Consider the following 19463-nt stretch of genomic DNA (forward strand, 5'->3'; position numbering starts at 1 on the left):
GGCAAGACGAAAGGTGGCCAGATGGTACCATCTGGCCACACATGATTTCCGCCGGAACGGTTTTGCCTGATCCGGCGCCGGAACCTCCAGAGCTGTCGTTACAGGATGAATCGCGACAAATCTGTGTTTCTGGACAGATCGCCGACATGCTTTTCCACATAGGCGGCGTCGATGGTGACGCTCGTGCCGTTGCGGTCGGGCGCGTCGTAGGAGATCTCGTCCAGCACCCGTTCCATCACCGTCTGCAGCCGCCTGGCGCCGATATTCTCGACGCTGGCGTTGAGATCGACGGCGATGCCGGCGAGTGAATCGATGGCGTCGTCGGTGAAGGTCAGGTCGACGCCCTCCGTCTTCATCAGCGCGATATACTGCTTGATCAGGCTCGCTTCCGTCTCGGTCAGGATGCGGACGAAATCCTCCTTCTCCAGCGCGCGCAGCTCGACGCGGATCGGCAGGCGGCCCTGCAATTCCGGCAACAGGTCTGACGGCTTCGAGACGTGGAAGGCGCCTGAAGCGATGAACAGGATGTGGTCCGTCTTCAGCGGCCCGTATTTGGTCGCCACCGTGGTGCCTTCGACCAGCGGCAGCAGGTCGCGCTGCACGCCTTCGCGCGAAGGCCCGCCCGAAATATCCGACCTGGCGGCGATCTTGTCGATCTCGTCGAGGAAGACGATCCCGTCATTTTCCGCGGCATCGAGCGCCCGGCGCACCACCTCGTCCTGGTCGAGCAGCTTGTCGGACTCGTCACTGACCAGCAGATCATAGGATTCCTTCACCGTGGTCTTGCGCAGCTTGGTCTTCTTGCCGCCCATCGCCTTGGACAGCATGTCGTTGATGTTGAGCACGCCGATATTGGCGCCCGGCATGCCGGGGATCTCGAAACCGGGCATGCCGCCATTGCCGGTATCGGCCACTTCGATCTCGATCTCCTTGTCGTCGAGTTCGCCGTCGCGCAGCTTCTTGCGGAAGCTGTCGCGCGTCGCCGGGCTCGCCGTCTTGCCGACCAGCGCTTCCAGAACGCGTTCCTCGGCATTGATGTGGGCGCGCGCCTTGACGTCCTCGCGCATCTTCTCGCGCACCAGGCCGATGGAGATCTCGACGAGATCGCGGATGATCTGCTCGACGTCACGGCCGACATAGCCGACTTCGGTGAACTTGGTTGCCTCGACCTTGACGAAAGGCGCACCGGCCAGGCGCGCCAGGCGGCGCGAGATCTCGGTCTTGCCGACGCCGGTCGGTCCGATCATCAGGATGTTCTTCGGCATCACCTCTTCGCGCATCTGGCCTTCCAGCTGCTGGCGGCGCCAGCGGTTGCGCAAGGCGATGGCCACGGCGCGCTTGGCGTCCTTCTGGCCGATGATGAAGCGGTCGAGTTCCGAAACGATTTCGCGGGGAGAAAATGTGCTCATATCACTAAATTCCACTTTGCCACTGCTTGATGGCCTCGAACGGATGCAGCAGCATGATCACGTTGAGTGTCAGATTGTCCCGGATGAGGTAGCCGGTACCCAGTTCAAAAAGGATGGCGAGGCTGACGATCACCCATATAGGTAGCCTTCGCGCCATCACAAATCCCAGCACCATGGCCAGTGTGTCGGACACCGAATTGATGATGCTGTCGCCGTAATAGTCGAGCGAGATGGTGCCGGCGCGGTAGCGGTCGATGATGAACGGGCTGTTCTCGAGCAATTCCCAGCCGCCTTCGATGAGAACGGCGAACGCCAGCCTCAGGCCGATCGGCGAGCGTGGGAACAGGAACCGTGCCAGCGCGTAGAACAGGAAGCCGTGGATGATGTGCGAGAAGGTGTACCAGTCCGAAATGTGCTGGGAATTCTCGGAACTGTTCACCACGCCATGCCAGAGCTTGACGTAGCCGCATGTGCAGATCGGCGTCCGGCCCATCAGATAGAGCGTGCCGGCTTGGACGATGACAAGCCCGGCAACGATCAGCAACCCCATCCGCCAGCTGTTTTCGTAGGCCGAGAGGTTCTTCTCCTCGCCGGATGCGTTCATGCCCTATAGCCCCTCTTTCCCGTCGCCTTCTTCGGCATCGCCCTCTTCAGCGTCGCCCTCTTCAGCATCGATAGCCATCAGCACCACGTTGCCATAGACCGATTGCCTGCGATCAATGGCCCGGAATCCGGCTTTTTCATAGGCGCGGATGGCCCTGATATTGGCCGGGTCCGGATCGATGATGACGCGCGGCACGCCTTCCCTGAACAGGTCCTCGACGAATTGGCGCACGATCGCCGAGCCATGGCCGATGCCGATCAGTTCAGGCCGGCCGATCGACAGGTCGATGCCGAGCGTGCCGAACGGCTGGTCGGCATAGGGATGGTCGTCTTCCATATGTGGATCGTAGCTCTGCAGATAGGCGATCGGTTTGCCATCGAGTTCGACGATCAGCGGCTCGACCGAAATCGAGTCGATATGATCGCGGATCTCGGCGATTTCCGTCTCCGGATCGTTCCACCACCGAGCGACCTCGGGCTCGGCCAGCCAGCCGGCGATCATCGGCAGGTCTTTCGTGGTCACCGGCCGAAAATCGTAGAGCTGCTCAACCGGCATCGAGCGTTTCGACGACGAAATTGTTGTTGGTGTAGACGCAGATGTCGGAAGCGATCTGCATTGCCTTGCGGGCGATTTCCTCGGCGTCCTTGTCGGTGTCCATCAAGGCGCGCGCCGCGGCCAGTGCGTAATTGCCGCCCGACCCGATGGCCATGACGCCAAATTCGGGTTCGAGCACGTCGCCGGTGCCGGTCAGCGCCAGCGAGACCGACTTGTCGGCCACCAGCATCATCGCCTCGAGCCGGCGCAGATAGCGGTCGGTGCGCCAGTCCTTGGCAAGTTCGACGCAGGCGCGCGTCAGCTGGTCGGGATACTGCTCGAGCTTGGCTTCCAGCCGCTCGAGCAGCGTGAAGGCGTCGGCGGTGGCGCCCGCGAAGCCGGCAATCACATTGCCGCCCTTGCCGATGCGGCGCACTTTACGGGCATTGCCCTTCATGATGGTCTGGCCAAGGCTGACCTGGCCGTCGCCAGCAATCACCACCTTGTTGCCCTTGCGCACCGTCACGATGGTCGTGGCGTGCATGGTCAGATTATCAGACATTTCCTGGCTCCGATTCGCGCGATCCCAAAAGGCGATTGGCGCGGTACGAGTGATTTATCGGCCATATGTATGCACCGGACCAATGATTGCAAATCGCCTCTCCGGCAAGGCCCGATAGCTTTGTCCGAGGCAACTGGCAATCGCCGGATCATGCTGATAGAAGGCATTCGTTTTCAAGCCCGCGAGCGCTTGGAGCCTGTGAACCGGTTTACCACGTGAACCGCTGGGACAAGGATAGAGTGATGGCGCCCCGTTCCGCCGAAGCCAGCCGCAAAACCAGGGAAACCGATATCTCGGTGTCGGTCCATGTCGACGGCTCGGGCAAATCCGATATCGCCACGGGCGTCGGCTTCTTCGACCACATGCTGGACCAGCTCTCGCGCCATTCCCTGATCGACATGACGGTCAGGGCGAAGGGCGACCTGCATATAGACGACCATCACACGGTCGAGGACACCGGCATCGCGCTCGGCCAGGCGCTGACCAAGGCGCTGGGCGAACGGCGCGGCATCATGCGCTATGCCTCGATCGACCTTGCCATGGACGAGACGCTGACGCGTGCGGCGATCGACGTGTCGGGCCGGCCGTTCCTGGTCTGGAACGTGTCCTTCTCGTCGCCCAAGATCGGCACCTTCGACACCGAACTGGTGCGGGAATTCTTCCAGGCGCTGGCGCAGAATGCCGGCATCACGCTGCATGTCACCAACCACTATGGCGCCAACAACCACCATATCGCCGAGACCTGCTTCAAGGCGGTGGCGCGCGCGTTGCGCACGGCACTCGAGCCGGACCCGCGCCAGCCGGACGCGGTTCCCTCCACCAAGGGATCTTTGAAGGGATAGCCTCATGGCCGCCTATGTCGTGATGGAACCGCCCGGCCGCGGCGATAAGGCCGACACAGCGGCCTTTGTCCGCGATGGCTTCACCTGGCTCGGCCTGCTGGTGCCGCCGCTATGGCTCGCCTGGCATCGGCTGTGGATCGAAGCCGGGCTGGCCTTCGTCGTCATGGGCCTGCTTTCGATGGCTGGTCAGAAGCTTGGCCTCGGTTTCGCCAGCTCCCTGCTGTCCCTGCTCGTCTCGCTCTACGTTGGCCTGGAAGGGCAGGGGTTGCGCATCGCGGCCCTTCGCCGGCGCGGCTGGCATGAATGGGGCGTGGTTCACGCCGGCCGGCTCGACGATGCCGACATCCGTTATGCGCTTGAGGCCGAAGGGCACGCGGAGGAAACCGTTCCGGCGCCACGCATCGTTCCGGATGCCGCCCTGGCGCGCCCGGCGCAGCCCGGCATGGCGCTGGGCCTGACCCACATCCCGGGACGGCCCTGACATGCGGGTGGCAATCATCGATTACGGCTCGGGCAATCTGCGCTCGGCCACCAAGGCCTTCGAGCGTGCCGCGCGCGAAGCCGGAATATCGGCTAAGATCGAGCTGACGGCCGATGCCGACCGGGTGCGCACTGCCGACCGCATCGTCCTGCCCGGCGTCGGCGCCTATGCCGACTGCGCGGCAGGCTTGCGTGCCGTCGAGGGCATGTGGGAGGCGGTCGAGGACGTTGCCATTGCCAAGGGCCGGCCTTTCCTCGGCATCTGCGTCGGCATGCAGCTGATGTCCGAGCGCGGCCTGGAAAAGACCGTCACCAAAGGCTTTGGCTGGATATCGGGCGACGTCAAGGAGATCACGCCGGCGGATCCCGGGCTGAAGATCCCGCAGATTGGCTGGAACACGATCGAGCTTCGGCGCCAGCATCCGCTGTTTGCCGGCATTCCAACCGGAGCCGCGGGGCTGCACGCCTACTTCGTCCACTCCTATCATCTCGACGCTCGCAAGCCGGACGAGGTTCTGGCGGTCGCCGATTATGGCGGCCCGGTGACGGCCACCGTTGCCCGCGACAATCTCGTCGGCACGCAGTTCCATCCGGAGAAGAGCCAGGCGCTGGGGCTGGCGCTGATCACCAATTTCCTGAAGTGGAGGCCCTAGAGCATGGTCCCGAAAAGTGGACGCCGGTTTTCTCGGACAAACGGTCCCCGTTTGTCCAGGGATCATGCTCAAGCTAGGGGATAGGTCATGAGCAAGAAGGGCTATTGGATGGCGATGATCGATGTTCGCGATCCCGAAATCTACAAGCACTATATCGAGGCGAATGCCGTTGCCTTTGCCAAGTACGGCGCCAAGTTCATCGTGCGGGCGGGCCGCCACGAGAACCCGGAACAGCCGATAGGCAATCGCCATGTCGTGATCGAGTTCGAATCCTACGACAAGGCAGTGGAATGCTATCATTCGCCGGAATATCAGCATGCCTCGAAATTCAGGCTTGCCGGATCGACGGGCCATTTCGTCATCGTTGAAGGCGCCTGAATCGTGATCCTGTTTCCTGCCATCGACCTCAAGGACGGCCAATGCGTGCGCCTGAAGCACGGCGACATGGCGACCGCGACCATCTACAACGATGATCCCGCCGCGCAGGCAAAAGCCTTCGAGGACCAGGGCTTCGAATGGCTGCATGTCGTCGACCTCAACGGCGCCTTCAGGGGCCAGAGCGTCAACAGCGCGGCGGTTGGCGCCATCCTCAAGGCGACCAGGAACCCGGTGCAGCTCGGCGGCGGCATCCGCACGATTGCGCAGATCGAGGACTGGCTCGATCGTGGTCTCGCCCGCGTCATCCTCGGCACGGTGGCGGTGCGCGATCCCGGTCTGGTCCGGCAGGCCTGCAAGGCCTTCCCGGGCAAGGTGGCGGTCGGCATCGACGCCAAGGGCGGCAAGGTGGCGGTCGAAGGCTGGGCCGAAGCGTCGAGCCTTGGCGTCATCGAACTGGCGAAGAAGTTCGAGGGCGCCGGCGTCGCCGCCATCATCTACACCGACATCGATCGCGACGGCGTGCTCACCGGCATCAACTGGGACGCCACCATCGACCTCGCCGACGCCGTATCGATCCCGGTCATCGCTTCGGGGGGGCTGGCCTCGATCGCCGACATCGTGCGCATGACCATGCCGGACGCACAAAAGCTCGAAGGCGCCATCTCGGGCCGCGCGCTCTATGACGGCCGCATCGATCCGGCCGAGGCGCTGGCGATCCTGCGGGGGCGGCCGGTGGCGGAGGCGAAATCGTGAAGATCACCATCATCCTCGCCTCCTATGACAGCGGCCACTACCATGGCGGCATGGGCCAGGGGCCGGACGCGCTGATTGCGGGCGGTCTCGTCGACGCCCTGACCATCGCCGGCCACGACGTCGCGGTCGAGGATATCGGCAGGGTCGGCGACGACCAGGAACGCGAGATCGCCACCGGTTTCGCTGTCTGCAACGCCGTCTCGGGCGAGGTCCGCATTGCCATCGACAGGGGGCGGTTTCCTATCGTTCTGGCCGGAAACTGCCTGACCAGTGCCGGCGCGGTCGCCGGCGAAGGCGCCGATGCGATCATCTGGGCCGACCAGCATGGCGACCTCAACACGCCCGAGACCTCCGTATACGGCTTCCTCGACGGCATGGCGCTGGCGACCGTGCTTGGCCTGTGCTGGCGCCCGATGGTATCAGCCATTCCCGGCTTCCAGCCGATCGATCCGTCGCGCTGCGTGCTCGTCAACGCCCGCGATCTCGATCCGGCCGAGCAACAACTCCTCAAGACCCTGCCGGTGATCCGCACTGAATGCCCCGGCGTGGCGCAAGCGACCGAAAGACTGAAAGCCGCCGGCGCCAAAAGCGTGCACATGCATCTCGATCTCGACGTGCATGACCCGAAGGAGCTGCAGGCCAACCGTTACGTCACATCTGGCGGGCCGAGCCCCCAACAGTTGCGCGACGCCGCCTGCGCCATGGCGCTTGTCGTACCGGTCGTCGGCATCACCGTTTCCGCCTACGATCCGGCCTTCGATGCCCAGGCCGACGTGCCACCGCTGGTCGGCCAGTTGCTCAACGACCTCATCGCCACGATAGAGGGCCGCTGATGCTGAAAGCCCGTGTCATCCCGTGCCTCGACGTCAAGGACGGCCGTGTCGTCAAGGGCGTCAATTTCGTCGATCTCATCGACGCCGGTGACCCGGTCGAGGCAGCCAAGGCCTATGACGCCGCCGGCGCCGACGAGCTGTGTTTTCTCGACATCACCGCTTCGTCCGACAACCGGGAAACGATCTTCGATGTCATCGCCCGCACCGCCGAACAGTGTTTCATGCCGCTGACCGTCGGCGGCGGCGTGCGCCAGGTCGCCGACATCAGGAAGCTGCTTTTGGCCGGCGCCGACAAGGTGTCGATCAACACGGCTGCGGTGAAGAACCCGGATTTCGTCGCCGAAGCGGCCGACAAGTTCGGCAACCAATGCATCGTCGTCGCCATCGACGCCAAGAAGGTCTCCGGCGCCGGCGAGGCCGACCGCTGGGAGATCTTCACCCATGGCGGACGCGAGAAGACCGGCATCGACGCGGTCGAATTCGCCCGGAAAATGGTCGATCGCGGCGCAGGCGAGATCCTGTTGACCTCGATGGACCGCGACGGCACCAAGGCCGGCTACGACATCGCGCTGACGCGTGCGATTGCTGATGCGGTGCGCGCGCCAGTCATCGCCTCGGGCGGCGTCGGCACGCTGGACCATCTGGTCGAAGGCATTCGCGATGGCCATGCCGGCGCGGTTCTGGCGGCCTCGATCTTCCATTTCGGCACCTACACGATAGCGCAGGCCAAGGCGCATATGGCCGAGGCCGGGCTGCCGATGCGGCTGGACTCCTCGGTCGATCGGCCCTAGAGGCTTCCGGCTAAGAAAGGCTCCCGGCGCCATGGCTGAATTTTCGCTGTCCGATCTGGAAAAAATCGTCCATGAGCGCGCCCATTCCGGCGATGCGGACTCGTGGACGGCCAAGCTGTTTTCGCGTGGCATCGACAAGGCGGCGCAGAAGCTTGGCGAAGAGGCGGTCGAGACCGTGATTGCCGCCGTCAAGGGCGACAGGCAGGGCCTCGTTTCCGAAAGTGCCGATCTTATATATCATTGGCTCGTCGTTCTCGGCATTTCGGGTGTCCCGTTGCGCGACGTGCTCCAGGAGCTCGAAAGCCGCACGGCGCGTTCGGGCATCGCCGAGAAGGCGTCGCGGCCCAAGGGCTGAGCACGAGGGAGGGCAGGTATCTCGATGGATCAGCTCGCGCCAACCGAGAAATATTCCCCCTTTCGTTTCTTCTCCGCCGAGCAATGGTCGCAATTCCGAGCCGACACGCCGCTGACACTGAGCGAGGACGAATTCCGCCGGCTGCGTTCGCTCAACGACCCGGTCGACCTCGAAGAGGTCAAGCGTATCTATCTGTCGCTGTCGCGGCTCTTGTCCGCCCATGTCGAGGCCAGCCAATTGCTGTTCAGGCAGCGCCAGGCCTTCTTCAACGCCGTCGATATCGTCAAGACGCCGTTCATCATCGGCATTGCCGGCTCGGTCGCGGTCGGCAAATCGACCACGGCCCGCGTGCTGAAGGAATTGCTGGCGCGCTGGCCGTCGAGCCCCAAGGTCGATCTCATCACCACCGACGGCTTCCTGCTGCCCAACGAGGTCCTGCGCCGCGAAAACCTGATGGAACGCAAGGGCTTTCCCGACAGCTACGATGTCGGAGCGCTGCTGCGTTTCCTCTCCGGCATCAAGTCGGCGCTGCCCAATGTGCGCGCGCCGGTCTATTCGCATCTCACCTACGACGTCATTCCCGGCGAATTCGTCACCATCGACCGGCCGGACATATTGATCTTCGAAGGCATCAACGTGCTGCAGCCGGGCAAGCTGCCGCAGGACGGCAAGATCGTGCCTTTCCTGTCGGACTTTTTCGACTTCGCCATCTATATCGATGCCGACGAGAAACTGATCCACCAGTGGTACATTTCCCGTTTCATGCGTCTGCGCGAGACCGCATTCCGCAATCCGGATTCCTTCTTCCACCGCTATTCGCAGCTCTCAGAGGATTCGGCGCGCGCCATCGCCGAAGGCCTGTGGACCAACATCAATCTGAAGAATTTGCGCGAAAACATCCTGCCGACGCGCGCCCGCGCCGACCTCATCCTGCGCAAGGGCGCCGACCATCTGGTCGAGGAAGTGGCCCTGCGCAAACTCTAGATGGCGAGGGCGGGCTCGTCGCGACAAGCCCGCCCTCGGGTCAAACCCGGCTCCGCGCCTCAGCCATTCGCGAATGGCACGGCGACATAGATCTGGCCGCCGTCGCGTTCGACCAGCAGCAGCACCGACTTGCGGCCCGACTTGCTGGCCTGGGCGATCGCCTGCGTGACCTGCCTGGCGCTCTTCACCGGCGCCTGGTTGACGGCGACGATGATATCGCCCGGCTGGATGCCGGCCGCGGCCGCCGCCTTGTCGGGACTGACGCGCGCAACTACCGCGCCATGCTCGTTGTCGGCGAGGTTCATTTCCTGGCGAATGTCGGGCGTGATATCCATCAGCCCTAGGCCGATCGCCGGCGCGCGTGAGCCTTGTTCAGCGCTCGGCATGCCGGAGTCGTCAGTCGACGCCGTCTTCACGTCGTCGCTGTTTTGCCCGACATTGACGGAAATCTGCATGGCCTTGCCCTTGCGCCAGACATCGAGCGATTCCTTTGCGCCAGGGGCGACATCGGCGACGGCGCGTGACAGATCCTTGGGGTCCTTGACGTCCTGTCCGGCGAAGCCGGTGATGACGTCGCCGGCCTCGACGCCGGCGCTGGCGGCGGGCGAGCTGTCATTGACTTTCGAAACCAGCGCGCCGCCGGGATGATCGAGCCCGATGGCGCTTGCCACGTCAGGCGTCACCGGTTGGATCTCGACACCGAGATAGCCATACTGGATCGAGCCGTCCTTCATCAGCTTGGCCACGACCTTCTGCGCCTGGTCCGACGGGATGGCGAAGCCGACGCCGACACTGCCGCCATTGGGCGAATAGATCGCCGTGTTGATGCCGACAACATTGCCGTTCACGTCCACCAGCGGGCCGCCGGAATTGCCATGGTTGATCGGCGCGTCGATCTGGATGAAATCGTCGAACGGTCCGCTGTGCAGGTCGCGGCCGCGCGCCGAAACGATGCCGGCCGTCACCGTGGTGCCGATGCCGAACGGATTGCCGATCGCCAGCACCTGGTCGCCGGTCATCAGGCGGTCGGAATCGCCCCACTTGACCGTCGGCAAGGACTTGTCGGCCTTGATCTTGAGCACGGCGAGATCGTTCTTGGCGTCGCGGCCGATGAGCTTGGCGGGAAGTTCGGTGCCGTCGTCGAGCGTCACCTTGATCGAGGAGGCGCCGTCGACGACGTGGTTGTTGGTGACGATCGTGCCGTCGGCACTGACGATGAAGCCGGAGCCGAGCGCTTCGGCGCGCTGCGCCTGTTGCGGCGGTGTCCGCGGAGCGGGCATGCCCTGGTCGCCGAAGAACTGGCGGAAATATTGGTCGAACGGCGAGTTGCCGAGAGGCATCCCGTCATCGGCGCTTGCCGGCTGCGCCTTCATGACGGTGGTGACCGTCACCACCGCCGGCTTGTCGGCCGCCACGATCGGCGCAAAGGAGCCATTTGGCGCGGTGATACCGGCGACAGGGGTCTGGGTCGTCGCGACAACGTTGCTCACGGCTGTGTTGCCGGCACTTTGAGCAAATGAAACGACGAAGGGGCTGATGATGAGGGCGGCGCCCAGCAATGCGGCGACGCGATGTCTGCGAAGAATGTTGTGAGATGACATGGTCGTTGTCCGTGCGAGACATTGGGTTTGGCGCCGTGGCCTGTATGGGAGCGGCCCATTCGGCGTACCGGCCGTCGCGGCCGCCTGTCTCGCTTCATGCGGCGGCCGTTCAGGTCGATGAAACCGGAATCTAGGACGCGGATGCGGGCGAATTAGGTTTTTTCGGTTATATTACAAAGATTTAATTCTTTGCGGCCTGATAGGCGCCTGACCGCCCCTTGCAGTGTGCGGGCTTGGCGAGGTTCAAATATCGCCGGTCTTTTTGATGTAAGCCGTTGCAATTTCACGCATACGCTTGCGCTCGAAGCTCGGTCCGTGGCCGCCATGGCCGATGCGGATCGGCAGGTCGAGCAGCCGCTGCATGGTGCTGACATAGGCGGCCCGGTCGGAATCCGGCAGGCTGTCGATCAGCGTGTCGTCGTAGATGGCGTCGCCGCTGAAAAACAGGCCGTCGGCCTCGTCGAACAGCGCGATCGAATCCGGCGAATGCCCGGGCAGATGCAGGACTCGGAATTGCCGGTCGCCGAGATCGATCACGTCGCCCTCGTCAAGGGTCCGCGTCAGCGGCGCCGATGGGATCTTGTAATCCGCCGACTTCCAGCCCGGCTCCGGCAGTTTCGAAACGGCACCTTCGAGATCGTGGAACATGTAGGCGTAGGTCGCCGCCTCATCCATGCTCTCGAACTGCGCGGCACTCATCTTGGGTCCAGCCCGCCATGGAAACTCGTGCAGCGAGCCGACATGGTCGAGATGGATGTGCGTGGCGACGACCAGCAGCGGCTTGCCCGGCCGCGTTTCGATCTCCGGCGCCAGCGGACGGATGCCCATGCCGGTATCGACCAAAAGATCGGCGTCGCGACCGCGCAAATGCCAGATGTTGGCGCGCACATAGCCATGCACGAACGGCTCGGTCAGCATCGTCGTCCTGTCGTCGACGATGCTCTTGGTGAACCAGCCCGGCATCAGGTGTGAGCCTGACATTAGACGAACGGCTTCCCGACCTTGTACTTTTCCGGCACCAGCCGCTTGAGATAGGCCATGCCGGCGTCGGACAGCTGGCTGACGTCGGGCTTCATGAAATTGTCAGGCATGTGGCGGGTCTTGCCGGCGACATTCTTCAGCGGCACCTTCTTCAGCACGGTCTTTGTGCCATCATATTGCAGCGCCACCGAGCCGCCGCCCTGTTCGGCGACAGAGACCGCGAAGGCGCCGGCATCGAATGCCTCCTGCGCGTCGACGGCGCTGATGGCGCCGACATAGCCGCGCGGCATGTAGCCGAGTGCGTCGACGCGGGCCCGCTTGCCCGGAAGCCCGTCGGCCAATGCCCGTTCCAGCGCGGCCGGCAGGTCGCTGCCCGACAATTTGACGTTGCCGTGCTGGTCGCGTTCCAGTTTCTCCGGCGGCACCAGGCTCTCGACCAGTGCCTTGCCGTCGGCGGTGCTGACCCCTTCCGACACCGCGACGATGCAGCGCTTGTGGCGGTCGAGCATGGCACGCACGTCGTCGATGAAACCGGCCGCGGAGAACGGCCGCTCGGGCACGTAGACGAGATGTGGGCCGCTGTCGGGATCGAGCTGCCAGGCCGCGGCGGCGGCAGTCAGGAAGCCGGCGTGCCGGCCCATGACGATGCCGACATAGATGCCGGGCAAGGCGCGAAAATCGAGGTCGACGGACAGAAAGGCGCCGGCGACGAACTCCGCCGCCGAAATGAAGCCCGGTGTATGGTCGTTCTCCTCGAGATCGTTGTCGATGGTCTTGGGTGCATGGACGAAAGCAATGGAACCGCCGGCGGCGTCGGTCAGGATCTGCTGTGTGCCCGACGTGTCGTTGCCGCCTATATAGATGAAGGCGTCGGCCCCGGCCTTCTGCAAGCCCTTGAGGATGACATCGCAGTAGGCCGCGTCCGGTTTGTCGCGCGTCGAGCCAAGCGCCGCGCTCGGTGTCCCGGCAATCAGCCGCAGCCTATCCTCGGGGATGGCCGAAAGGTCGACATAATTGCCGTCACGAATGCCGCGCACGCCATGGAGGGAGCCCAGCACCCTGGCGCCGGGATGCCGCTTGCGGATCTCCAGCGTGGCGCCGACAACCGTCTGGTTGATGACGGCGGTCGGGCCGCCGCCTTGCGCGATAACAAAAGTTCCGGCCATTCCTGACGTCTCCCGAGGCGATGGGTTTCAAGGCACCTTCGCCTGTCTCGCGGCATCGCGCAACGGGGAGTCGCGGGCACGATCCCGAAAAATGGAAACCGGTTTCTCGGACAAACGGTTTCCGTTTGGCCAGGGATCATGCTCGAACGAGACGATAAAGCGGCCGCGTTGGCCGCTCGAAAGATCACATGACGACGACCGGGTTTTTCTTCGAAACGCGGCTGTAGAGGTCGATGATGTCCTGGTTGATCAGGCGCACGCAGCCCGACGACATCGCCTGGCCGATGCTCCACCATTCGGGCGAGCCGTGGATGCGGTAGCCAGTATCCTTGCCGTCCTGGTAGATGTAGAGCGCGCGCGCCCCAAGCGGGTTGGTGAGGCCGCCGGGTTGGCCGCCCTGCCACTTCACCAGTTCGGGCTTACGCTGGATCATTTCGGGTGGCGGTGTCCAAGTCGGCCATTCCCGGCCATACTGGATGTTGGCGCGGCCGGACCAGCGGAAGCCGTCCTTGCCGATGCCGACCCCATAGCGGATCGCGTCGCCATCCGGCTGGACGAGATAGAGCATGCGCTCCTTGAGATGGACGACGATGGTGCCGGGCGCTTCGCCGGTCGTGTCCACGACGATCTGACGGCGGAATTCCGGCTTGACCTTCAGATACGGCACCTCGGGCACGTTGAAACCGTTGTCCGTCAACGCGGCATACATCAGGTCGGGGCTGGTGATGTTCTTGTCGACGCTGATCGCCGGCCGCATCGGCGGTACGGAACCGGTGACCGTATTGTCGAGTTCAAGCGCCGGCATGCCGCCGCCGGAAGTCGAGCAACCGGCGGCGCTGAGCAGCGCCAGCGCGCCTGCCCCCGAAAGGACGGCGCGGCGGGAAAGATGATGATCGGTTTCGATTGCGTCGCCGTCTCGTGGCGGCGTCAGACCTTGCGGCAACTCACGCATATACCCAAACCTTACGCTGTCGGCGGGAAGCACGGTCCGGCCGGATGGCAGGCATTTTCATCATTCATGGTTGATAAAGCGTGAATGCCTTGCATCGCCTGCATTTGCGCGTCGCCTGGCGCGGTTCGGCCCTCCCGGGTCACCGCCAACCGAGAGCTCCTGCACAAAAAGACCCGGTTCATGTCATAATCCCGGCGTCGGAGGCTCCTACGCAGCAAGCGATCAGCGAGGGGCCTCCATGTGCAAGACGTTAAAGACCGACATCAAGCTTTTTGCCGCTGCCATTGTCGCGGCCGCACTGGTCCTCGGCGCCAATGTCAGCCTGGCCGATATCGTGAGCACGCTGGGCGGCGCGAACTGACGCCAACCTGCCGTTCGCGCAATTGATGGCGCGGCAATTTCAGGAAGAATGCGTTTTGGTCTTGCGTCCGCAATTGCGCAAGAAACAAGGATCATGCCCCTTTACATTCTCCCGGGGCTGAGGATTTATCCTTTTCCTTAACCCAAGGGAGACAGACATGTCCTTCGAAAACTGGGCCGCTTTCGCCGCCGCGTCGACGATCCTTCTCATCATTCCGGGACCGACCATTCTGCTGGTCGTGTCTTATGCGCTGGGCCAGGGCTGGCGCACCGCTTTGCCGATGGCCGTCGGCGTGGCGCTCGGCGACTTCACCGCCATGACCTTGTCAATGCTGGGCATCGGCGCGCTGCTCGCCGCATCGGCTGGTGTCTTCACCATCCTGAAGCTGATCGGTGCCTTCTATCTGGTCTATCTCGGCGTGAAACTGTTCCGCGCTGGCGGAGCGCTGAAGGCCGAACCCCGGACCGATGCCGTATCGTCGGCAAAAATGATGGCGCACGCCTGGCTGGTCACCGCGCTCAACCCGAAAAGCATCACCTTCTTCGTTGCTTTCCTGCCGCAGTTCCTCGATCGGCATGCCGACTTCTGGACGCAGATGCTGGTCTTCGAGACCACCTTCCTGGCGCTCGCCTTTGCCAATGCGTTTGGCTATGCGCTGATCGCGGCACGCGCGCGAAACGTCGTGCGCAATCCCAAGGCGATCCGCGTCTTCAACCGCACCGGCGGCACATTGCTGGTTGGTGCCGGCATCGCCACGGTGGCGATGCGTTCGGGCAATTGATCTCCTGACGCATGGTGAGGCGCGGAGGGTCTCACCATTTGACGCTGATTCCCAGATTGCCCTCGAGGATGCGGCGCTTGGCGCCGCCGAGATTGGTCGTGTAGTCGCCGGTGGCGAAGATGCTGACCTTGTCCGTCACCTTGGCAACGACGCCGCCGCCGAACTCGAGCGAGGTCGACCTGCCCTCGGTCGTGATGTCGGTGGTGTCGAAGCCGACACGGTCGGTGCCGCCGAAATCGTGCCAGATGTTGGCCTTGAGATAAGGCTGCAGCGCCATGCCGTTGATCGTGGTCTCGCCCTGCAGCCGCGCGCCCAGCCGGCCGCTGACGCTCTCGTCGGTGCCGAAGAAAACCGACGAGAAGCGGTCGTTGGTATCGTCCAGCGACAGATGCTGCCAGACCAGTTGCGCTTGCGGCTCGAGCGTCCAGCCCTGCGCCAGCGCAATGGGATAGCCGCCTTCAAGTGAAGCGGTGACGCCTGTCCCACCGATATCGATGCCAATGTCGCGCGACGACGTCGCGTTGCCCCCGAAGAAGGTGGCCATCAGGACGCCGTCCAGATACCAGCCGCCCTGGCCGATGCGGGTCCAGTAGCCGCCGACACTGGTGCCGGTGACGTCGAGGCTGCCGACGGACAGGTCGTTCCATCCCAGCGCCTGGCCGCGCACATCACCCTTCATGCTGGCATAGGCGACGAACAGGCCGGCGCGATCGATTCCGCCCGAGGCGGTGTCGCGGCCGAACACGTCGAAGCCCGCCTGCAGGCCGAACAGGGTGCCATCGAAGGATGGCGACACTGTTCCCGACCAGCCCATCTTGGCGTCCTGGCCATGGATGCGGCCCCAGACCGGCGACAACTCCGTGTCCGACAGCAGGCTTTGCTCGCCGCGCCGTTCATGGAAAGTGCCGAGCGTCGTCATCGCCAGGTGCTCGGCCACGGGCGGCAAGGCCGAATAGACCGGCACCTCGATGCGGTAGAGCACGATTTCCTGACCGACCGCCGGCACCGGCAGGTCGGGCACGGCAGTCGGCACCACCGGTGGCGGCGGTGGCGGATCCGCCGGAGGCGCCGGTGGTGGCGGCGGTGGTGGTTCGGGTTGCGGGTCGCTGGTTTGCACCGGCGGCGTCGGGTCGACCGGCGGATTGTTGATGTCGCCCTCGCTCGGCGGTGGCGTCGGCGGCAGTTCGGAGGGCGGCGGAGGCGGCGGCTCGGCCGCCGGGGGCACCGGTTCCACCGGTGGCGAGGGCTCGAGCGTCGGTGGCGCCGCGGCCGGCGACGTCGGTGTTATCAGTGTCGAGCGCAGATACCAGTTCTCGTCGCTGGCGGCGCTGACGCCACCCTTGAAAAGATAGTATTCGAAGGCGCCGGCGGCGACCGGCCCGTCAAGTGCGAAGGTCGAGGCGCCCGAGGTGGCGCCGTTGATGGCCTGGACGAGCATGATGCCGTCCTGCGTGGTCGCGGCACCCGCGCCGCCGACATTGACCACGGAAATGCCGGTCGAGCCGGAAGCTGTCCCGCCTGACAGGACCAGCCTGTCGGACGCGGAAGAGTCGTCGCCGAGTTCGGTCTGGACAAGCAGCACGCCGCCGGCGCCGACATAATTGCCCGAAATCGTCAGCCGGTCGGTCGCTCCGGTGGTGCCGTTGGTCAGGTCGATGCGCCCGGCATTGGTGACCTCAGCCAACTGGCCCGCCGTGAAGGCTTGGATCGTCGAGTTGAAGCCGCCGCCATAGAGCGTGCTTGCAGCATCGACGCTGAGCGAGCCTGTACCGGTGCCGCTGTCGCCGAGCACGAGATTGCCGTCGAGCATCAATTGCGTGTCGTTGCTGGCGTCGATGCTCTCCCAGTTCTGGACCCGGGCGATCCCCTCCAGTTTGACGTTGTCGAAGGTCAGCGTGTCGGTGCCAAGGCCGCCATTTATGGCATCCGTGCCGCCGAGATTGGCGTTGGTAAGGTTGCTGAGCTTGGCGGTATCGTTGTCGGCGCCGAGATCGACCGCGCCATAGATGATGCCGCCGCCATTCCAGACGAAATTGTCGGAGCCGAAGCTCATCAGCACGTCGCCACCGACGGTGCCGCCGGTGATTGTCACGCTGTCATTGCCGCCGCTGACGCTGATGTTGCCGCCGATCGTGCCTCCCGAGAGGATGATGGTGTCCTGGTCGAAGCCGGTGACGAGGTTGCGGTCGATGGTGCCTCCGGACATGTTGAAATAGTTCTTGTCGAGCTTCATGTTGACGCGGCCGATGCGGCCGCCGGTCATCACGGCACGGTCGCCATCGTCGAAGAAATCGACGATGCGCCCTCCCGTCATGGTGAAGGTGTCGAGCCCGTCGCCCTGGTTGAGCGACCCGATCTGGCCACCGCTCATGTTGAAGTCGTCGATGCCGGCGCCCTGCTGGACGTTGCCTGTGACAGTGCCGCCGCCGATGGTGAGGAAATCCGTGCCGTCGCCCTGGTCGACCGTGCCGGTAATGATGCCGGACTGCATGTTGATGCGGTCCGTGCCGGGACCGAAAGTGACGTTGCCACTCACCTGGCCGGTGCCGCCGGCGGGAAAGGTGAGCGTATTGTCGCCGCTGGTGTCGGTGAGGCTGCCGCCTGAATCGCCGCTATCGCAGGTGAAGGTGGTATTTCCCGCCGATGGAACCAGCACGCAGGCCGCGAAAGCCGCGGAACCGGGCAGCAACACAAACGCTGTAGTTGCAAGCAAGCTAATAAACCATGGTCGAATTTGCTGCGGCCTTCGCCGCGACAAAGAAATCACCCCATCAACGTGCTCCGAACGACCATTCGGAAGCTGTATTTCAAAATGCCGCATCGCGTCCCCTCTCAGATCGCGATTACAAGCCCTTCGCCGCGCCGCAATGAAGCCACAATCCGTTCGATTTTACAAAGCCTAATCTGCTCGCCATGGTTGATGAATTGCGAAATCTACTGAGATCAGTGTGCGCGGTGCATGGTTGGCGCGTCCGTGGCCGATGCTTTAAGATCGCGTTGGACCGAGGGGCATCGTGCCCGCAACGCGCCGGTCAAGGGGAGTTGCATGGCGATCAATGATGCATTCGACCTGGCACTTTCGGGTGCGACGCAAGCGGGATTCGTGCCCTACAGCCAAGCGGTGAGCCAATTGCAGTGCTTTATCGGCGATCCCGTGGCTTCCGTCGATCGCGCCATCGCGCAGGACCCAGGTTTTGTCATGGCGCATGTCTTCAAGGGCTATCTCTTCGGGCTTGCCACCGAGCGTGAGGCGACGGCCGTGGCCAGGGCCTGCCACGAGGCGGCGCTGCCGCTTGCCGCGACAACGCGCGAAAAGGCCCATGTCTCAGCCCTCGGCCACCTCGCCAACGGGCGCTGGCATGATGCCGCCAGGATCCTTGAGGACATCACCATCGAGACCCCACTCGACGCCGTGGCGCTGCAGGTCGGGCACCAGATCGACTTTTTCACCGGCAATGCCCGCATGCTGCGCGACCGCATCGCGCGCGCCTTGCCGTCCTGGCAGAGCGGCATGCCCGGTTACCATGCCATGCTTGGCATGCAGGCCTTCGGGCTGGAGGAGATGGGTGACTATACCAAGGCTGAAAAACTCGGTCGCATGGCGGTCGAGATCGAACCGCGCGACGGCTGGGCGCAACACGCCGTCGCCCATGTGATGGAAATGCAAAGCCGGCAAAGAGACGGCATTGCCTGGATGCGCGCCAACCCCGAAGCCTGGACGAAGGATAGCTTCCTGCAGGTGCACAATTGGTGGCATCTGGCGCTGTTTCACTACGATCTCGGCGAGACCGACCAGGTGCTGGCGCTCTACGACGGGCCGATCTACGGCACACCATCAACAATGGCGCTCAATATGGTCGATGCGTCGGCGCTGCTGTGGCGGCTCTATCTCGGCGGCGTCGATATCGGCGACCGCTGGGCAGCGCTGGCCGCCAATTGGCCGGGGGCCGGCGCCGGCGACTATGCCTTCAACGATGCCCATGCGATGATGGCGTTTGTGGGCGCCGGGCTCGATGCACAGGCCCGGACCTTGCTCGAGGCACAGCGCGAGGCCATGCGTGGCAGCGACGACAACGCCGCCTTCACCCGCGATGTCGGCTATCCCCTGACGCTGGCGATCAAGGCGTTCGGCGAGGGCAACTACGCCGAGGCCATACGCCTGATCCGGCCGATCCGCGCGATCGCCCACCGTTTCGGTGGAAGCCATGCGCAGCGCGACGTCATCGACCTGACGCTGATCGAAGCCGCGCTGCGAGGCGGGGACCGCGTGCTCGCCAGGGCGCTCGCGGCCGAGCGGGCGATGGCGCGACCGGACAGCCCGCTGTCGCTACTGTTTTCACGACGCGCCGCCGATTTGTCAGAGAATTGACCCGGAGCGGATCTTGCCTTAAAAACTCGCTCGGCCAGATTTTTTCGAGATCCGAAAAAAATAATGGCATGGGA

Annotated in this window: 21 protein-coding genes; 12 read left to right on the plus strand and 9 right to left on the minus strand. The window is 63.8% G+C overall.

Translation table 11 applies throughout. The features are described from left to right. Positions 1-98: 98 nt before the first annotated feature. The 4 genes from hslU to hslV are packed head-to-tail and all read right to left on the minus strand — an operon-like array spanning position 99 to position 3109. Positions 99-1409, minus strand: a complete 1311-nt coding sequence (gene hslU, locus AC07SZ_RS13620) for an ATP-dependent protease ATPase subunit HslU (RefSeq protein ID WP_172371209.1) — start codon at positions 1407-1409, stop codon at positions 99-101. Between the two features lie 4 nt (positions 1410-1413). Further along, positions 1414-2013: a DUF2585 domain-containing protein gene (locus AC07SZ_RS13625; protein WP_056568881.1), complete on the minus strand. Its 600-nt coding sequence runs from the start codon at positions 2011-2013 to the stop codon at positions 1414-1416. A gap of 3 nt (positions 2014-2016) precedes the next feature. Continuing rightward, positions 2017-2568, minus strand: coding sequence for a GNAT family N-acetyltransferase (locus tag AC07SZ_RS13630; protein ID WP_056568884.1), 552 nt, complete (start codon positions 2566-2568; stop codon positions 2017-2019). Beyond that, entirely contained in the window at positions 2558-3109 is a 552-nt protein-coding gene (hslV, locus tag AC07SZ_RS13635; RefSeq protein WP_056568887.1) for an ATP-dependent protease subunit HslV, read from the minus strand. The genes AC07SZ_RS13630 and hslV overlap by 11 nt, the downstream gene beginning before the upstream one ends. A gap of 242 nt (positions 3110-3351) precedes the next feature. Here hslV and hisB point away from each other — a divergent pair, with 242 nt between their 5' ends. The 9 genes from hisB (at position 3352) to coaA (ending at position 9178) form a co-directional block, all read left to right on the plus strand. Then, positions 3352-3951: an imidazoleglycerol-phosphate dehydratase HisB gene (gene hisB / locus AC07SZ_RS13640; RefSeq protein ID WP_140770370.1), complete on the plus strand. Its 600-nt coding sequence runs from the start codon at positions 3352-3354 to the stop codon at positions 3949-3951. A gap of 4 nt (positions 3952-3955) precedes the next feature. Beyond that, the gene (locus AC07SZ_RS13645; protein ID WP_494914640.1) at positions 3956-4432 is read left to right on the plus strand and encodes a DUF2628 domain-containing protein; all 477 of its coding nucleotides are present in this window, start codon (positions 3956-3958) and stop codon (positions 4430-4432) included. A 1-nt stretch (position 4433) separates the two neighbouring features. After that, complete coding sequence (gene hisH, locus AC07SZ_RS13650; protein WP_172371205.1) at positions 4434-5084, plus strand: imidazole glycerol phosphate synthase subunit HisH; 651 nt, start codon at positions 4434-4436, stop codon at positions 5082-5084. A gap of 87 nt (positions 5085-5171) precedes the next feature. Then, positions 5172-5462 carry a DUF1330 domain-containing protein gene (locus tag AC07SZ_RS13655; protein ID WP_494914641.1) on the plus strand — a complete coding sequence of 97 codons (291 nt, stop codon included), beginning with the start codon at positions 5172-5174 and terminating at the stop codon, positions 5460-5462. Positions 5463-5465: 3 nt separating this feature from the next. Continuing rightward, a complete protein-coding gene (gene hisA, locus AC07SZ_RS13660; RefSeq protein WP_172371203.1) occupies positions 5466-6215 on the plus strand; it encodes a 1-(5-phosphoribosyl)-5-[(5-phosphoribosylamino)methylideneamino]imidazole-4-carboxamide isomerase in 750 nt (249 codons plus the stop codon). Then, positions 6212-7048: an arginase family protein gene (locus tag AC07SZ_RS13665; RefSeq protein ID WP_494914642.1), complete on the plus strand. Its 837-nt coding sequence runs from the start codon at positions 6212-6214 to the stop codon at positions 7046-7048. Before hisA ends, AC07SZ_RS13665 begins: the two co-directional genes overlap by 4 nt. Then, entirely contained in the window at positions 7045-7839 is a 795-nt protein-coding gene (gene hisF, locus AC07SZ_RS13670; protein WP_056568909.1) for an imidazole glycerol phosphate synthase subunit HisF, read from the plus strand. Before AC07SZ_RS13665 ends, hisF begins: the two co-directional genes overlap by 4 nt. 31 nt (positions 7840-7870) lie before the next feature. Next, complete coding sequence (locus tag AC07SZ_RS13675) at positions 7871-8194, plus strand: phosphoribosyl-ATP diphosphatase (RefSeq protein ID WP_172347407.1); 324 nt, start codon at positions 7871-7873, stop codon at positions 8192-8194. Between the two features lie 24 nt (positions 8195-8218). Beyond that, entirely contained in the window at positions 8219-9178 is a 960-nt protein-coding gene (coaA, locus tag AC07SZ_RS13680; RefSeq protein ID WP_056568914.1) for a type I pantothenate kinase, read from the plus strand. A gap of 59 nt (positions 9179-9237) precedes the next feature. Here the strand turns inward: coaA and AC07SZ_RS13685 are convergent, their stop codons facing one another. The 4 genes from AC07SZ_RS13685 to AC07SZ_RS13700 all read right to left on the minus strand — a co-directional run bounded on the left by AC07SZ_RS13685 (position 9238) and on the right by AC07SZ_RS13700 (position 13878). Next, the gene (locus AC07SZ_RS13685; RefSeq protein ID WP_056568916.1) at positions 9238-10779 is read right to left on the minus strand and encodes a DegQ family serine endoprotease; all 1542 of its coding nucleotides are present in this window, start codon (positions 10777-10779) and stop codon (positions 9238-9240) included. Between the two features lie 243 nt (positions 10780-11022). Further along, positions 11023-11742 (minus strand): MBL fold metallo-hydrolase, encoded by a 720-nt coding sequence (locus AC07SZ_RS13690; protein WP_056570296.1) that lies wholly within the window; start codon positions 11740-11742, stop codon positions 11023-11025. 17 nt (positions 11743-11759) lie between these two features. Then, the gene (locus tag AC07SZ_RS13695) at positions 11760-12926 is read right to left on the minus strand and encodes a diphosphate--fructose-6-phosphate 1-phosphotransferase (RefSeq protein ID WP_494914643.1); all 1167 of its coding nucleotides are present in this window, start codon (positions 12924-12926) and stop codon (positions 11760-11762) included. Positions 12927-13110: 184 nt separating this feature from the next. Further along, the gene (locus tag AC07SZ_RS13700; RefSeq protein ID WP_494914644.1) at positions 13111-13878 is read right to left on the minus strand and encodes a L,D-transpeptidase; all 768 of its coding nucleotides are present in this window, start codon (positions 13876-13878) and stop codon (positions 13111-13113) included. A 238-nt stretch (positions 13879-14116) separates the two neighbouring features. On the opposite strand from AC07SZ_RS13700, the gene AC07SZ_RS13705 reads away from it, so the two are divergent. Continuing rightward, complete coding sequence (locus tag AC07SZ_RS13705) at positions 14117-14239, plus strand: hypothetical protein (RefSeq protein ID WP_080680899.1); 123 nt, start codon at positions 14117-14119, stop codon at positions 14237-14239. A 157-nt stretch (positions 14240-14396) separates the two neighbouring features. Then, complete coding sequence (locus AC07SZ_RS13710; RefSeq protein ID WP_056568925.1) at positions 14397-15020, plus strand: LysE family translocator; 624 nt, start codon at positions 14397-14399, stop codon at positions 15018-15020. Positions 15021-15051: 31 nt separating this feature from the next. On the opposite strand, the gene AC07SZ_RS13715 is transcribed toward AC07SZ_RS13710, so the two are convergent. Further along, complete coding sequence (locus tag AC07SZ_RS13715) at positions 15052-17841, minus strand: autotransporter family protein (RefSeq protein ID WP_494914645.1); 2790 nt, start codon at positions 17839-17841, stop codon at positions 15052-15054. 225 nt (positions 17842-18066) lie between these two features. On the opposite strand from AC07SZ_RS13715, the gene AC07SZ_RS13720 reads away from it, so the two are divergent. Continuing rightward, a complete protein-coding gene (locus tag AC07SZ_RS13720) occupies positions 18067-19389 on the plus strand; it encodes a tetratricopeptide repeat protein (RefSeq protein ID WP_494914646.1) in 1323 nt (440 codons plus the stop codon). The last annotated feature ends 74 nt before the right edge of the window (positions 19390-19463 follow it).

Source organism: Mesorhizobium sp. GW821-FHT07A06 (assembly GCF_059419085.1).